This is a genomic window from Simiduia sp. (assembly GCF_058345725.1).
In genome coordinates, this window is sequence record NZ_JBTUOC010000021.1 from 11,920 (window position 1) to 27,762 (window position 15,843).

The following is a 15,843-nucleotide window of genomic DNA, read 5'->3' on the forward strand; positions in this document are numbered from 1 at the left end:
TCTCTAGTTACATCGCTTTGGTTACTGCGTTTTTACGCTCTTCCCTGACCCTAGCGCCGCTTGTGGTGGCGCTCGGCATTCTCTAGTCGCTTCTTGTCGCTCTTGCGAATCAGCACATAGGTGGCGCCGGCACCCCCATGGTGTTTCTGCGCCGAATGAAACGCCTGAACTTCTGTTAATTGGGGCAACCAGTGGGCAATGCAACTCTTTAGCATCGCCGGCTGTGGTTTTCGTCCCTCGCCTTTGCCGTGGGTTATTAGCGCCGACCGGATATCGTGCTGGCTGCAGTCTTGCACAAAGGTGTGTACCGCAACGCGGGCCTGCTCGACACTCAGGTGGTGCAAATCCAGCCGTGCATCAATGGCGTATTTGCCCAGCCGCAGATTCCGGTATACCCCGTTTTGAATCCCGGGCCGCTTGAAGGCCAGTATGTCGTGCGGGTCAACCGGCTCGATAAATTCGCCGCTGAGGCGGTTGTACTCTTCGACTTCGGCGCGCACGGCATCGGCCCGCTTCTGCCGCAGCGCGGCCGCAGAGCTGCTGGATTTAACCAGCGCCACCCGGGGCTCCACCGTCAGCGGTCGTACATCATCCAAGCCCAAGAGGCCCGAGAAAGACTCATCACTCATAGCTCACCTCCACCACTGCCGGCTGGTAGGCACTCAGAAAGGCGTCGGGCATGCGCCGGGGCCGCCCGCTGTGCATTTCTATACACACCAATTGCCACCGGCCACGCATTAGCGTTTGCGCCCCGCGCAGCAGCTGAAATTGGCGTGTCATATTGAGGCGTGCATCGGATGCCGTCAACCAGGTGGCCAGGGTAAGCTCATCGCCCATATGGGCGGGCAGCAAATAGTCGTAATGTGCCTGCCGGATCGCCATGGCGCGATCCAGGCGCTGATAGTCGGCCAGATCCAGCCCCAGGGCCGCCGAGTGAGCCCAGGCCACCTGCTCACACCAGCCTACGTAAACGGCATTGTTGACGTGCTTTAAACCGTCAATATGGGCTTCGGCCACCTGCACGGGCAGGGTAAAAGGAGTCGGATAATCAAAGGGCTCACACCCGCGCACAGCAACCTCCCGTGGGCCCATTTGCGTAATCTAAAAACAGGGCCGCAAGAGTAACGCGCAAAAAAAGGGCGGTCAATTTGACCGCCCAATGTTCGATGGGATCAGCCATCTTAGGGTGCACAAGACGTTACGAGCGACCCAAGATAGCGGATCAGTAATTTGGCTATTTGTTGGCCCGATGGGCAATTAGCTCATCCACTACGCTTGGATCTGCCAAGGTTGAGGTATCGCCAAGGCTATCCAATTCATTGGCGGCAATCTTGCGCAAAATGCGCCGCATGATCTTGCCCGAGCGGGTTTTCGGAAGGCCCGGCGCCCACTGGATGATATCCGGCTTAGCGATAGGGCCTATTTCCTGAGCGCACAGCGCCACCAGGGCTTTTTTCAGCGCCTCGCTCGGCTCCGTACCCGCCATCAGCGTGACATAACAATAGATGCCCTGGCCCTTGATGTCGTGGGGATAGCCCACCACCGCGGCTTCGGCCACCAGGTCGTGTAATACCAGAGCACTTTCGATTTCTGCGGTGCCCATGCGATGTCCGGAAACATTCAGCACATCGTCCACCCTCCCGGTAATCCAGTAGTAGCCATCGGCATCGCGGCGGGCACCGTCGCCGGTGAAGTAATAGCCCTTGTAGGTGCTGAAGTAGGTGTCCAGCATGCGCTGGTGATCGCCATAAACGCTGCGGATCTGACTTGGCCAAGAGGCCTTGATCGCGAGGCTGCCTTCGCCCGGGCCTTCAATTTCCCGGCCCTCGGCGTCCAGCAATACGGGCTGCACACCGAAAAACGGCAGCGTAGCAGAGCCCGGCTTGGTGGCGATGGCGCCCGGCAAGGGCGTCAGCATATGGCCACCCGTTTCCGTCTGCCACCAGGTATCGACAATGGGGCAGCGGTCTTCACCCACGATGTGGTAATACCATTCCCAGGCCTCGGGATTAATGGGTTCGCCGACGGTGCCCAATATGCGCAAGGACAGGCGCGAGCAGCGGGTTACATAATCGTTGCCCGCCCCCATCAGCGCGCGAATAGCGGTGGGCGCCGTGTAAAACGTATTGACCTTGTGTTTGTCGACCACCTGCCAGCAGCGCGAGGCATCCGGGTAGGTGGGCACTCCCTCAAACATCAGCGTGGTGGCGCCATTGCACAACGGGCCGTAGACAATATAGCTGTGGCCAGTAACCCAGCCCACGTCGGCCGTACACCAATAGATTTCGCCATCGCGGTAATCAAAGGTGTATTTAAAGCTCATGGCCGTATGCAATAAATATCCGGCGGTGGTGTGCAACACGCCCTTGGGTTTGCCGGTTGAGCCGGAGGTGTACAGGATAAACAGCGGGTCCTCGGCATCCATAGGCTCGGGAGTGCACACCGGCGCAACTTCCGCCACCGCCTCGTGGTACCAAAGGTCGCGGCCCTCGTGCCAGTTAATGTCGCCGCCGGTGCGCCGCACCACCAAACAGGTATGGGTATTTGGGCAGGCTGCCAGCGCCTTATCGGCATTCGCCTTTAACGCCACGGCTTTACCGCCGCGCACGCCCTCGTCGGCGGTTATTAGCACCTGGCAATCTGAGTCTAAAATTCTGTCTTTTAAGGCGTCCGGTGAAAAGCCGCCAAATACCACCGAGTGCACAGCACCCACGCGCGCGCAGGCCAGCATGGCATAGGCAGCTTCGGGAATCATAGGCATGTAAATACACACTCGATCGCCCTTCTTTACGCCGCGCGCGCGCAGTACATTGGCAAGCCGGCAGACTTCCTCGTGTAATTGCCCGTAGGTGATATGCTTGTCTACCGACGGATCATCCCCTTCCCAGATAATCGCTGTTTGCTGGGCGCGCTCGGGCAGGTGGCGATCGATACAATTGACGGTCACATTCAGCTGACCACCTTCAAACCACGCCGCCTCACCTCGGCTCAAATCCCAGCGGCAGATGGCCTCCGGTGCCCGCGAAAACGTTAAAAACTGTTCCGCTTGCTCGCGGTAAAATGCTTCAGGTTCATTAATCGAGCGCGCGTACATGGCGTCGTAGGACGTTTTATTAATGTGCGCGCCTTGAAAACCTTGAGGGATGGGGTAGGTTTTTACGTCAGACATAGACAAGCTCCGTTATTGTGTTATGCACCCTGCTCTTGCAAGCCATTGAAATGCGTGCCCATAGCAGTTCGGCGATTGCTACGCGCCAGCCAATGCAAGGTATCATTCAATAGCCTGTGAACCCCCGACTATACCAAGTGGCGCACACTTTCCCTATTAGCCAATAGTCTAAACTGGGTGCCCCACAGAAGTGCATTGCACATTGGGCGGTTGCACAGTAAGTTAGCGGTTGCTAATCACTTCACCACAGGGACGTTGGAACGGCCAAATAACAAACTTTTAATTGCCAACACCTGATGACGCAAACACCGCACAACAAAATAGACCATTACGACGTCGAAGCCATCCTGGGCAAGGGTGGCATGGGCGTGGTGTACCTTGCCTACGATAAACGGCTGGATCGCAAGGTCGCCATTAAGTGTATCCGGCGCAACCGCGCCAATGCGCTGTGGGTGGCCGCCGTAGAGGAAGAAGCAAAACTGCTGGCGCAGATTAATCACACCAATATCGTGCAAATCTACGACCTGATCGAATGGCAGGGCGCGCCAGCGCTGGTAATGGAATATGTAGAAGGCAAAACACTGCTCGACTGGCTGTGTAGCGACGCGCTGGCCAACAACGAGCTCAGCTTGGAAACCCGTCTGGACTGGCTAAACCAAATTGCCCGAGGACTGGCCTGCGCGCACGAGAAAGGCATTATTCATCGCGACTTGAAACCCGAAAATATCATGATCGGTGCCGACGGACAGGTAAAGATCATGGACTTTGGCATTGCCCGCCACCAGGCGCAACCGCAAGCCGCCAATATTCACGACAGCCAGGCGCTACCCGGTGAATACATTGGCAGCCCGGCGTCCCTGTCGCCCGAACAGGCTATGGGTGATGACCTCACCACAGCTAGCGATATTTTCTCCTTTGGCATTTTGGTCTATAGCCTGCTGTGTGGCCATCATCCCTTTGGCGACGCCGAAGATCCGGACAGCATCTTGCACGGCATTTTATATCGCGCGCCCATTCCCGTGCAGATTCCCGATCTACCACCCGCTGCAGAAGAAGGGTTGATTGAGACCATCCTCGCCTGCTTAAACAAAGAACCGAGCACACGCCCCATTGCCAGCGTACTGGTAAAAAAATTAATACTTCCCAGACAAAGCGCAACAGAACCAGAACCTATTACTCAGCCAAGCAGCACCGAGTGGTTTAAAGCCTGGCATTTGCCGGCGTTAGTCGTGTTAGCCGTGGTGATCATTGGAGTCTGGCAGCTTTCGCGACAAACACTTGCGCCACTACACGTGGCAGTGCTCGTCCCGACTCAAGAGATCTCAGGCTCGTTCGACACGAGAACTACCCAATTGCTGCTAACGGCTGTCGATAACACACTACAGGAGGCACTGCTTAGCCAGCCCAACGTACGCTTAATCGACCGTCAAGAGTGGCAACAGCTATCGACGCCGCACGCCAAGGAAGTGGCTACTCATACTGGTGCTGAGGCAGTGGTGAGACCACACATAAGCTGTCAAAGTAATCGCTGCACTATCCAGCTAGATCTACTGGCAGCCCCCGATTGGTCGCTGCTGGCAAAACAGGCATGGCCCGTATATCTCGATTCTAGTACTGATATCTACTACACCACCTGGAAGCATAGCCAGGCTCTACTTAATGTCAGCGCTGGCCTCCCGACAGAAATCGATGAAGACACTTACCTTGGGTACCTGAAGGTACTAGATCACTTTAACGAAAACCGCACCATTAGCAGCGACCAGTTTAATGACTTGTTGCAACTCCTTAAATCAGACACGCGTTTTTCTCCCGGCTACCGACTGTTAACTTTCGCTTCTATTGCTCACTACCATGCGACGAATGACAGTTCACGACTGTTTCAGACCAAAAATTTGCTGACATTCCAGGCCGCAAAAATTGCACCTGCTGTTTTAGCAGAGCTGCAGTCTTCTATATTTCTTGCATTGAAACAGCTGGATGACGCAGAGCAAGAAATGGAAAAGCTGCGCGCGTTTAGCCAACTCGACCGATACTATGAACTTAAAGCAAAGTTGGCGCTAGAGAGAAACGAACTTGACACTGCCGAACAACTTTACAGGCAACTGCTCGATACACGCACTTCAATAAAATTTCTTTACAGCCTTGCCTACTGCCAGTATGCCCAAGGAAAGCTGAACCAAAGCGTATCGACTCTTAACCAATTGTTAGCCATCAGCCCTAACAATAAACGCGCACTTGGTTTTAAAGCCACTATTGCCATGACACAAGGAGAGCTGGACTCAGCCATTGAAGCTTACCTAACGCTCCTCAAAGACAACCCACACCCGGCTGATTACAGTAACCTCGCCATTGCCTATATGTTAAATATGGATTATTCGCGCGCTTTAACAGAACAACTAAAAGCCGTGGAAATCGCACCACAGGAGCCAAATCAGCTGGCGATTCTTGCAGAAATCTATTTGGCGCTAGGAATGAAGTCCGAAGCAGAAAAACATTTAATTGAAACCTTGCGATACACAAAAGAAAATAACGAAATTGGACCGCTCATCGTCAAAGGCACTGCCAATACTCACTTAGAAAAATTGGATGAGGCGGAGGACTACTTCAATCGTGCACAAACGATTGATAGTCAGCATATGGAGCTACTGTATGCGAAAGCTATTTTCTATATAAAAACCCATGAACACGATTTGGCACTCGACCACATAGAAAAAAGCCTGGCGAACGGCTATAGCTTATACTGGTTTCGATTTCCTTGGTTTTTGCCTTTGTGCCAAAACTCAAGATTCAACCAATTATTTGATGGTGCAAGTATTCAATCTCCCTGCACCATCATTGGACGAGCTACTCGGGCCTAACAATAATCACTTTTGGATCGGGCCCTTCGAATATTTTTAACTCTCTTGTCTGCTTATTGAGCCTAGAGATTAAAAAACCAAAATCGACAAGCGTCGATTGGCCGCCCTGATTTTGAATGGTGAATACCAACGTCTGAGCATCCTTGGTCAAATCTGTCGTCACATCGTCATTGACATCTTCTTGGTCTTCAGCGTATTCAAGCCCATCACCGAAAAATTTAAACCGTTCTTCACGACTCGAGTTGGCCGTAGTCAGCGTCACCATCAGTAATGCCCGCTCGCGCATGCGCTCATAATTGGCCGACTGACCATCAAACTGGATCACCAGGCTGTTGGGATCTGCTGGCTCACCATCAGGGCCAATAATCGTCCAGGCGGGAAAGGGCGCATTGGCGGGATTGTTATAAGGGGGCACCAGCTGTAATTGCATGGTGGCAACGCCGCCCCTGGGCACTTCGAGTTTCGGTAGAGGGTTTAAATCGTTCATAAGATTTCCTTCCTTTGTTTGACGAAATATATCCTAGGCCGTACCACGTCTTCGGCCAGCGCGAGTCGAGTGTGCCATAAAGGCAGGCACGCCCCAACCTATTTACACGCCAACTGATAGAGCGCGACAGCGCAAGCGCTGCTTACATTCAAACTCGAGGTGGCGCCCATCATCGGGATATGAACCACCGCGTCCGCTAGCGCCAAAAGGTCGGCCGCCACGCCGTCGTCTTCGGCCCCAAGAATCAGGCAGAGTTCGCCGGCCGGCGGCCGCCAGGCTGGCAGCGGACAGGAACCGTCAGTGCGCTCTAAACAAACAATGGTGCACCCTTGCATGCGCAATTGGCGTACTAGCGCAACCGCATCGGGCACTGCCGTCCAAGGCACATGCTTTTCAGCGGCCCGAGAGAGGCGTCGCAACTTGCTGTTCGGTGGCGCGACCGTAGCGCCGCATAAGTACACCCGCGACACGCCAAAGCCATCAGCGCAACGAAACACCGCGCCAACATTTGCAGGCGAATGAAAGTTCTCGATCACTATGCACAGCGACCGCCCAATCGGCGCCGGACGATGATCGCTGTGTTCAAGCTGCCGCCCAGGGGTAACGCTGCCCATGGCACGCCCTTGCTCTGGTGTCGGTTGTGAAACCAGTAACTCATTTCTTTTAATCACGACTACCCCAAAGATATGCGCCATATTGGTGCAAATGGCACACATGTTGCTTTATTTTGGTCGTATCGGGTGTCACTACCCGCTCAAAATTCTATTAAAACAACTACTTACAGACCTTTATCTCGCTTTGCTGGATGCGTTTCAGGCACCACAACAGTGCCAAAGATACGGAATGCACCACGAGCGAGCACAGGAGAAGCAAATGGATTCAATCAACAGCGCGGTAGAAACCCTGATATCCAGCGCCAACACATATTTTATTTTACTGGGCGCCAGTATGGTATTTGCCATGCACGCCGGCTTCGCGTTTTTAGAAGTGGGCACTGTGCGGCAGAAAAATCAGGTGAATGCCCTGGTTAAAATTCTCACAGACTTTGGTATTTCGGCGCTCGTCTATTTTTTCGTGGGTTATTGGGTTGCCTACGACACCCACTTTCTTGCCTCTGCCAGCGAACTTGCGCAAAACAATGGTTACGAGCTGGTGAAGTTTTTCTTTTTATTGACCTTTGCCGCTGCCATCCCCGCCATTATTTCAGGAGGCGTGGCCGAGCGCGCTAAATTCTATCCCATGTTAATCGCCGCTGCTGCGGTGGTAGGTCTGGTGTATCCATTTTTCGAAGGCCTCATTTGGGCGGGTAATTACGGATTTCAGGCCTGGCTGGAAAGTACCTTTGGCGCTGCGTTTCACGACTTTGCCGGCAGCGTCGTGGTGCACGGTGTGGGCGGCTGGATAGCACTGGCAGCCGTAATCATATTAGGTACCCGAAATGGCCGCGTGCGCAACGGTCAATTGGTGGCTTTTGCCCCCTCAAATATTCCCTTCCTGGCATTGGGCGCCTGGATTTTATGCATTGGCTGGTTTGGCTTTAATGTTATGTCGGCGCAAACCCTCGAAGGCATTAGCGGCCTAGTGGCTGTAAACAGCCTAATGGCCATGGTAGGCGGCACACTGGTCGCCATGCTGGTTGGTAAAAAAGATCCAGGCTTTATTCACAACGGCCCGCTGGCAGGCCTAGTTGCCGTGTGCGCTGGCTCCGACCTTATGCACCCGGTGGGCGCATTGATCACCGGTGGAGTAGCCGGCGCGCTGTTTGTCTTTCTATTCACCCTTATGCAACAGCGCTGGCACAAAATCGATGACGTACTGGGTGTATGGCCGCTGCACGGTGTCTGCGGCGCTTGGGGCGGCATTGCCGTAGGCGTATTTGGATTGGAAGCCACGGGCGGTTTAGGCGGGGTGTCGCTCGCATCGCAACTCATCGGGACGGCAGCTGGTATTACGATCGCGTTTGTGGGCGGCTATATTGTCTATAAACTCGTGGCCGCCGTGAGTGGTATTCGCCTCAGCGAAGAAGATGAGTTTACCGGCGCCGACTTGGCCATCCACCGGATTGGCTCAATTTCACACGACTGAACGCCGCGCCGACGATATTCCTGCGCCATCAAAAAGGGGAGCCTTTGCTCCCCTTAATTATTAACCGCGCTTAAGGCGCCGACTCGGCGGGCTCATAGAGATCAATAATTTCGCGCACCAATCCGCTGCGAACAATATCCATGCGCTCAAATTCGTGCACATACACATTGTCCACGCCTCGCAACCGCTCGACGGCATCGGCCAATCCACTCTTACCGCGAATGTCGCTTTGGCGAATATCGCCGTTAATCACAACCCGACAATTCTCGCCGATGCGGGTTAAGAACATTTTCATTTGTGCAACCGATGTATTCTGGGCCTCGTCAAGAATAACAAAGGTGCGGTGATCGAAAGTTTTACCGCGCATAAATGCCAGCGGTGCAGCTACAATTCGGCCGTGACGCAGACAGTAGTCCACTGTGCCAGAACCCAGCCGCTCATTTAAAATATCGCGGAAGGCGTCAATATAGACCGCAAACTTTTCGTCCAGCGCGCCCGGCAAAAAGCCCAGGCTTTCACCGGCCTCCACTGCTGGCCGAGTAATAATAATACGCTCGACCTCACCCGACTCTAGCGCCTGAGCCGCCAGCGCACCGGCGCAGTAGCTTTTGCCGGTACCGGCCGGCCCTATACCAAAGGTCAGCGCATTATTATTGATGGCGTTAATGTACGTTTGCTGGGCGGGTGTGCGCGCTTTAAGAGGTTGATTGCTGCGCTGGGTACTGTAGACAGTATCGGTAGTATTGTAGCGGGCATTCAGCTCAACAATATTGTTGTTCTGGTGCTTTCGGGCATTGCGGCTGGCTTTTTTTAGTTTTTTATCTGCGTAGTGGTCGTCGTAGTTCTTGCGTCGCGCTTGCGATCTTTTCGCCATGAGTCTTGACTCCATTGGTTACAAAAAATGACGGATAACGCGGTGTCTTACGGGCTCCTTTGGTAGTGAATGAATGGCTGCTTGTTCAATACTATCGCCTGCACATTGCATTGCCTTAAGCAGACGGTGCGCGCAAGGGACACATCACTTTACGCTAGGCGTTTAAAGCGCTGAACATTTTTTGGGGGAGTCGAGGTTAGTGCGCGAAGAACTTCACACAAAGGCGCTTGGCCAGGAGGGTGGCAAGAACGCCTTATGAAGCTGCTTAAGTCGCGCTACCCAGCCTGCCGGCCCCGTAGTTTTGCTCAAGTCATCATATGCTGCGTCTTACAGTTACAATCAGTCTGCGATGATTTTTTACATTTGTAAAGCAGTAATTTTACCATTGTATGACAGGCAACCGCTGCGCTTGCGCCACTGTCCAATGGCGCAAGCGCGTCGACGGAAGGCGCCCGCGCAACTCTCTCAAGCCACCTAAATCCAACTTGCATATCTTCAGCCATTGCAGGGTGCACGCCAAGGGCATTAAGCGCGCAAGCTGAAACGCCATATTGCCCACCCTGCTGAAATCAGAAGCAATGGGTTTGATTAAGGCTAGCGTAAATCCACCGCAGCCCTTTTGTGGCAACTTGGGTGGTCCTTGCGACTGCTTTACAATTGGGCACCCAAAGAAGGAACTAAGGCCATGCTCTACGCCTACGCGGCGCTGTTTCTGACGGCATATTTAGCCGCTGCCTATATAAACGGGCACTGCCCAATGCGCTTTCGATTTGCACGCGTGGCTCCGGCGCTACTGACTCTGCTTGTCTGTAGCCAAGAGCAAATGCACCTGCTGCTACCAATGGTTAGCTATTTGATACTCGCGGGCCTAGTGGTGGCCGGCCTGTATTGCACGGGCCGCTTTCGAAACGCCATGGTGGGCTTAAGTGTCGTCTACGCACTGATTCTCGCATTCAGGTTGCCACCCAGCTTTTCCAGTATTGGTCCACTTGCGGAATACACCTTGTCCGCGCTCAGTGGCACTTGGAAAATTTACGCCGGCGTCCACAAGGCGCTGATTGGGCTCCTGTTGTTACCATTGGTACCCTGGACATCCTTCACAGCGTCTCGGTTTATCCGACACTGGCCACTGCTGTTAGTCGGCCCCTTAATGATCGTTGCACTGGCTTGGATAATGGGTGTCGCCTGGGACCCAAAGTTGAGCCTGTTAAGCTTGCAATTTTTGCTTGCCAATTTGTGTTTTGTGGTAATCGCCGAGGAAGTATTGTGCAGAGGGATAATTCAGCATCAGTTACAGCTGGCGCTGGCGCGCCGCCCTTGGGGGACTCTCCTTGCCATACTAGTCGCGGGCGCATTCTTTGGCTTGCTACATTTTGCCGGCGGCGGATTTTATGTACTTCTGGCGAGCATAGCAGGCATCATCTACGGATTCGCCTACTGGCGATTGCAAAGCCTATGGGCCAGCGTTTTCACCCATCTCGCGGTAAACGGGCTGCACTTTGTATTTTTGCAGTACCCACTGCCTCACTAATGACGCCTAGCCTAACGAAAGCCCGCCATAATGCGGGCGATTAGTCGTGGTAATTTAGTGCAGACTAGGCCACCTGCACCGGTATCGTATTCGTTGAACGCTCCACACTATTATCGTCGTTTAAGTAGACCAGCTTGGGTTTGTGGGCTTGTGCCTCCGCTTCAGTAAACTGACCATAGGCGGCGATAATCACACGATCGCCTTTCTGCACGCGGCGTGCTGCTGCGCCGTTCATTGAAATCGTGCCCGAGCCTCGCTCCGCCAGAATGACATAGGTGGTAAAACGCTCACCATTGCTAACATTGTAAATATCAATTTGTTCAAATTCTCGTAGCCCTGCGAGCTCGACCAAGTTTTGATCAATGGCACACGAGCCGTCATACCAGAGCTCCGCCTGTGTCACGGCAGCCATGTGCAGCTTGCCTTTCAATAATGTGGTTAACATGCCAATTACCTCAAGCTAACTCTATGGATATATTGTCAATTAAACGAGCGCTTTGCGTGAACATCGCACCCAGAATGGTGATGTATTTATCGTCGTGTGCAGCGGGTTGCAAAGTTTTGCTGTTGCACACCGAGAAGTAGTCAGGCCTGAATCCTGCCGCTATTAATTGTGATTTTGCCTCTAGCTCAATCACATCAAACTCCCGATTGCCCGTGCGAATTTGTTCAGCCGCCCACTGCAAACTCAATTGCAACTGTTTAACTTTGGTGCGTTCCTCCGGCTTTATATAAGCGTTACGCGAACTCATGGCCAAGCCGTCGGCTTCGCGCTGTATTGGCGCCGCTGTAATTTGCACCGGCATGCACAAGTCCTCGGCCATACGGCGTATAACAGCCAATTGCTGATAGTCCTTGATGCCAAACACCGCTTCATCGGGCTGTACAATATTGAATAGTTTAGTGACAACGGTCGTCACGCCCTCAAAGTGGCCGGGTCGGCTTGCACCACACAGCACATCCGTCATGGTTGGGCAGATAACGCGCGTTTGAGTATCTAGTCCATTGGGGTACATTTCGGCGTCATCCGGGTGGAACAGATAATCGCACCCAACGGCTTTTAATTTGTCGCAATCTTCGCGGAAGGTACGGGGGTACTTATCCCAGTCTTCGTTCAAACCAAATTGCAGGCCATTGACAAAAATGGAGCACACAACCACATCATTGGTGCTTTGCGCCTGCTTAATCAACGCAATATGGCCATCGTGCAAGTTGCCCATGGTGGGCACAAAACCGATTCGCTTACCGGCCTGGCGCGCGGTTAGGAGTGCATGGCGCAAGGATTGAATTTGATGATAAATCTGCATGGGCCACCTCTTGGGCGTCAAAATCGGCGGAATCATACTAGAACGACCGTTTGAACTCTACGAGCAAAAACGGAAGGAATATTCGACTATTTGCCCAGTTTTCGGTTTAAACTTAGCCGAAAGGTTGGCATCTCGCGGGGGTTTAAAGGTAAGCTCTAGGCCTTCGCACCTCCTATTTCAGCCCAACACACCGGTATCTGCATGTTTGACGTAATAGGCCCAGAGGAATTTAGAAAGATCCCCTGGAAAAATGGCAAAGGCGAAACCCTGGAGCTTGCAATCAGCGACGGCCATACGCTGCAGTCTTTCGACTGGCGCCTCAGCATTGCGCAGCTGGAAGACGACGGTTATTTTTCGGACTTTACCGGCTATCAGCGCACGCTGATCATGTTAGAGGGCAATGGCATAGTCCTGACCCACGAACAGGGGCACACCCAGCGGTTAGCGGGCACCCTACCACACACGGAGTTTGACGGCGGCCTGCGCACCTTTGGGCGCCTGCTGGACGGCCCAATCACCGACCTGAACATTTTTACCAAAAGCCACCGATTTCAAACCATCGTCGAAACGCATGCAAAGCCCAGCCGCGTTAAAGTACTGGGCGAAAAACTATGCTTCGCCTATAGCCACCGGACGTCGCTGACATTGCGGCCCACAGAGGGTAACGACGAGTACACCCTACCCGCCGGCCACTTGCTGAAAATGGAGAACACCCAAACCGGCGCCTGGACCATCAGTGGCGAAGAGTGGGTGTTAATTTACCTCACCGGCTATTGATTTAACCGCTGTAAAAAGTCGGCCATCACCTTATCAGCCTCTTGCTGTGCCCGGGCATTGGCAGCCAACGTGCCGCCCAGGTCGGTATCGGCAGTCAACAAGTGACCCGCCTCCGGGAAATGCTTATGTGTACAAGTTTGTGCACCCATCTGCGCGCAAACTTCGTCGGCCATGATTGGCGCCGGCCAAATAGCATCCTTACCCCCAGACAGCAGAAGCACCGGGCCCTGAATGTTTTTCACTGGTATCCGAGCCGCCGTGACCGCAGCCGTATTTTTTAGAGAGTGCGTGTACAAAGCGAGAAGCCCTTCAACTCCCTCACCACCCTGGAACGGCACGTGTGATAGAGGCTCGCCCGCAAGCGTCCAACTCGACCGGGGCACCTTGCGCCAATCGGCCAAAATACCTGCCCAGACCACATGGCTGGGGGCGATGGCTAGCACACCTGCATAGCCCGCTTGATTCGCACTCAGCACCAAGGCCAACTCAGCTCCCTTTGACCAACCCGCCACTAACACACCCTCGTTACGGGTTGTCGGCTGTGCCGCCAACCAAGCCCGCGGCGCGGAAAAATATTCCAGCGGTATCGCTTCCAACTCAGTCGGTAAGCCCGGCGACTTAAAGTAGGCCACTGCCAGTACCGGATAGCCAAAGGCCGCCAATCGCTGTGCCAACTCGCTGGGCTTACCACCCTCGGCACCCCCCAATACCATCACGCCATAGCGGTCTGGCGTGTCGCCGGGATAGTAGTCGGCAACAAAGTCGGGATGCTCAACCGGCGTAAACTCGCGCACCTGCGCCAACCCCTGTAACGACCCGACGGTCAGCATCAATACGGCAATGGATATTAAAGCTTTCATCAACAATCCTTTTTAATTATTTGCATACCCAATGTTAGACAGCTCAGTGCCCACTTTGGATTCAACCCGAAAAAAATCATCCCCAAAATCCGCAACAATGTCACTAGGCGGTGTATTTACGGATCAACGCCAGACACGGCGCAGCAGCGCGATACCTGTTGCGAGCAACAAAAACCCAAGGTACTGCCCAAGCAATAGCAGGCCAAACTTAGGCTAAAAATTGATCTCTTCTGAGAATAAACGCAGCCAGGCAATACCCGGATAAGCGAACCATTCGTAGCCTGGCAAGGCACCGCCGAGCAAAAATAGTCAATATAGAACAGCGGCACGGTCAACAGGGTCAACGCCAATACCCGCCAATGCAACGTTGGCATCGCGCTAAAGAAGCTATTCAATTGGTATTCCTGCTTTGCTCAAAGCTTTGCGTGCAGTCAGCATACCATCCGCGTCATAATGGTATTGGTATTGATGCACGCCTTGGTTATTTTCGGCTTTTTGGTTCTGCACATCAAAATAGGTCAGTGTTTTACGCTGGTGAAACTTATTGTAGGTTGCACGAATAACCGCCCCTGTATTTTTCAACATCTCGCCCTGGCCGTCGTACAATATCGCTTTGTGCCAATTGCCCAGGTTATCAATATCGTGGTATTCGATACGGGCAAATTGTCCGCTGGGCCCTGGCACGGGCTGCCCCTGTAAATTGCGGAATTCCTCCTTTAGAAAATTACCCTGCCGATCAAACCAAAAATACGCCGCCGCATAGCCTTTCGGGCCTGCTACCGGCTCACCGCTGCCATCGCAACTCTTTCGATAGCGCGCATAGTCATGCTCATCAAAGGCAAAGCACGCCTGTAAGAAGCCGTTGTGCTCCGGCACCACGTCGCCGCGTTTATTCAACCGGCGCTCACTTTTGCGCCGGCCGAGGTTATCGCGATTAAAGCGGTACTCGGCTACGCCATCATCGTCTTCCACTAGATTACCTGCCGCATCTAGGTTCTGGCGCGCATAATAAAACCCATGCTCATTGAGCAAATACCGCTCTGTATACACCCCCTTAGCATTCGCTATCCGAGTGCCAGCCACATTCACATAATGGCGCTCAATGTTCTGCGACGAGTAGGTAAAGTCAATGCAGTGCGCACCAAAGTCGCCGTGTTCGCTGGCCACACCCGCACGAAAATAACAGACGCGACTCGGTCGCCCCGCAGAGATGTCTATGCGATACACCCCATAGTTTCGTATGTCTTCACTTGCAATTGGATAGACCGGGCGCAGGCCTCGCTCAGTATGATCGGTGTTCCACTTTAGATAATAGCCGGGCTGCACAATGGCGGCGCTTACGCTAGCCGAAATACCAAAGGCGAAAATCGCAACAATGAGAGAGGTACGCGGTATGTTAATCATGGAGTACATCCTACCCAGGCAATCGCCGACAGTATCGATATCTGCCTGAGAGCGGAACCCTGACGGTAAGAAAAAAGCCAATTCGAAAGAAATCCGCGATCAGGCTCTGTGAATTAAAGGCCTTCTCCACTGAATGGAGCGCGCGTGACACGGACAATAACAATCACAAATTGCGCAGAGGTGTGGCCAGCCACCCAACATGAATCCAAGTGCGGCTCGCAAAGCGAGTTGGTGCGCCCGATGCTAACGATGGGTGGATGAGCCGGACATTGAACACCACGCGAATGTAGTGGCTGACGCCATGAGATTTAAATGCGCAGCGCATAGGCTGAACGTGAGCATTTTTCAACATGACGACAACGACACAACCTCGCTTGACGCCACTGTTTAGCGCGTTCTGCGAGGACGCCGAGGCAAGGCGCAGCAATCTTAAAAAAGCGCAGCGTACATCCAGTACGTGAGCATCTTTCAACATGACGACAACACAACCT

Annotated in this window: 16 protein-coding genes; 4 read left to right on the forward strand and 12 right to left on the reverse strand. The window is 53.4% G+C overall.

Annotation, left to right across the window (positions count from 1 at the left end; genetic code table 11):
- Window positions 1-50: 50 nt before the first annotated feature.
- From smrA to acs, 3 genes are all read right to left on the reverse strand, one after another.
- On the reverse strand, window positions 51-629 hold the full coding sequence (gene smrA / locus ACW8F6_RS05060) for a DNA endonuclease SmrA (RefSeq protein ID WP_491574762.1): 579 nt from the start codon (window positions 627-629) through the stop codon (window positions 51-53).
- Window positions 622-1,071 (reverse strand): acyl-CoA thioesterase, encoded by a 450-nt coding sequence (locus tag ACW8F6_RS05065; RefSeq protein ID WP_491574763.1) that lies wholly within the window; start codon window positions 1,069-1,071, stop codon window positions 622-624. The genes smrA and ACW8F6_RS05065 overlap by 8 nt, the downstream gene beginning before the upstream one ends.
- A 163-nt stretch (window positions 1,072-1,234) precedes the next feature.
- Window positions 1,235-3,169: an acetate--CoA ligase gene (acs, locus tag ACW8F6_RS05070; RefSeq protein ID WP_491574764.1), complete on the reverse strand. Its 1,935-nt coding sequence runs from the start codon at window positions 3,167-3,169 to the stop codon at window positions 1,235-1,237.
- 296 nt (window positions 3,170-3,465) lie between these two features.
- On the opposite strand from acs, the gene ACW8F6_RS05075 reads away from it, so the two are divergent.
- Entirely contained in the window at window positions 3,466-6,027 is a 2,562-nt protein-coding gene (locus tag ACW8F6_RS05075; protein ID WP_491574765.1) for a protein kinase domain-containing protein, read from the forward strand.
- Here ACW8F6_RS05075 and ACW8F6_RS05080 read toward each other — a convergent pair.
- Both ACW8F6_RS05080 and ACW8F6_RS05085 read right to left on the reverse strand, forming a co-directional pair.
- A complete protein-coding gene (locus ACW8F6_RS05080; RefSeq protein WP_491574766.1) occupies window positions 6,014-6,514 on the reverse strand; it encodes a DP-EP family protein in 501 nt (166 codons plus the stop codon). The two genes, ACW8F6_RS05075 and ACW8F6_RS05080, sit on opposite strands and share 14 nt — an antisense overlap.
- Window positions 6,515-6,612: 98 nt before the next feature.
- Window positions 6,613-7,230: a TrmH family RNA methyltransferase gene (locus ACW8F6_RS05085; RefSeq protein ID WP_491574767.1), complete on the reverse strand. Its 618-nt coding sequence runs from the start codon at window positions 7,228-7,230 to the stop codon at window positions 6,613-6,615.
- 157 nt (window positions 7,231-7,387) lie between these two features.
- On the opposite strand from ACW8F6_RS05085, the gene ACW8F6_RS05090 reads away from it, so the two are divergent.
- Window positions 7,388-8,599, forward strand: a complete 1,212-nt coding sequence (locus ACW8F6_RS05090) for an ammonium transporter (protein ID WP_491574768.1) — start codon at window positions 7,388-7,390, stop codon at window positions 8,597-8,599.
- A gap of 70 nt (window positions 8,600-8,669) precedes the next feature.
- Here ACW8F6_RS05090 and ACW8F6_RS05095 read toward each other — a convergent pair whose 3' ends face one another.
- Together ACW8F6_RS05095 and ACW8F6_RS05100 are read right to left on the reverse strand one after the other, a co-directional pair.
- Window positions 8,670-9,473: a PhoH family protein gene (locus tag ACW8F6_RS05095; RefSeq protein ID WP_491574769.1), complete on the reverse strand. Its 804-nt coding sequence runs from the start codon at window positions 9,471-9,473 to the stop codon at window positions 8,670-8,672.
- A 379-nt stretch (window positions 9,474-9,852) separates the two neighbouring features.
- Entirely contained in the window at window positions 9,853-10,023 is a 171-nt protein-coding gene (locus tag ACW8F6_RS05100) for a hypothetical protein (protein WP_491574770.1), read from the reverse strand.
- 135 nt (window positions 10,024-10,158) lie between these two features.
- Here ACW8F6_RS05100 and ACW8F6_RS05105 point away from each other — a divergent pair, with 135 nt between their 5' ends.
- A complete protein-coding gene (locus tag ACW8F6_RS05105) occupies window positions 10,159-11,004 on the forward strand; it encodes a CPBP family intramembrane glutamic endopeptidase (protein ID WP_491574771.1) in 846 nt (281 codons plus the stop codon).
- Between the two features lie 64 nt (window positions 11,005-11,068).
- Here ACW8F6_RS05105 and panD read toward each other — a convergent pair whose 3' ends face one another.
- Window positions 11,069-11,449, reverse strand: coding sequence for an aspartate 1-decarboxylase (gene panD, locus ACW8F6_RS05110; RefSeq protein WP_491574772.1), 381 nt, complete (start codon window positions 11,447-11,449; stop codon window positions 11,069-11,071).
- 10 nt (window positions 11,450-11,459) lie between these two features.
- On the reverse strand, window positions 11,460-12,311 hold the full coding sequence (gene panC, locus ACW8F6_RS05115) for a pantoate--beta-alanine ligase (protein ID WP_491574773.1): 852 nt from the start codon (window positions 12,309-12,311) through the stop codon (window positions 11,460-11,462).
- Between the two features lie 201 nt (window positions 12,312-12,512).
- Between panC and ACW8F6_RS05120 the strand changes: the two genes are divergently transcribed.
- Entirely contained in the window at window positions 12,513-13,088 is a 576-nt protein-coding gene (locus ACW8F6_RS05120) for a HutD/Ves family protein (protein ID WP_491574774.1), read from the forward strand.
- Here ACW8F6_RS05120 and ACW8F6_RS05125 read toward each other — a convergent pair.
- From ACW8F6_RS05125 to ACW8F6_RS05135, 3 genes are all read right to left on the reverse strand, one after another.
- Window positions 13,082-13,948 (reverse strand): acyl-CoA thioester hydrolase/BAAT C-terminal domain-containing protein, encoded by an 867-nt coding sequence (locus ACW8F6_RS05125; RefSeq protein WP_491574775.1) that lies wholly within the window; start codon window positions 13,946-13,948, stop codon window positions 13,082-13,084. The genes ACW8F6_RS05120 and ACW8F6_RS05125 overlap by 7 nt on opposite strands.
- Window positions 13,949-14,335: 387 nt before the next feature.
- Window positions 14,336-15,352 carry a hypothetical protein gene (locus tag ACW8F6_RS05130; protein WP_491574776.1) on the reverse strand — a complete coding sequence of 339 codons (1,017 nt, stop codon included), beginning with the start codon at window positions 15,350-15,352 and terminating at the stop codon, window positions 14,336-14,338.
- Window positions 15,353-15,515: 163 nt separating this feature from the next.
- Window positions 15,516-15,843: hypothetical protein (locus ACW8F6_RS05135; RefSeq protein WP_491574777.1), on the reverse strand; the 328-nt coding region annotated here is incomplete at its 5' end.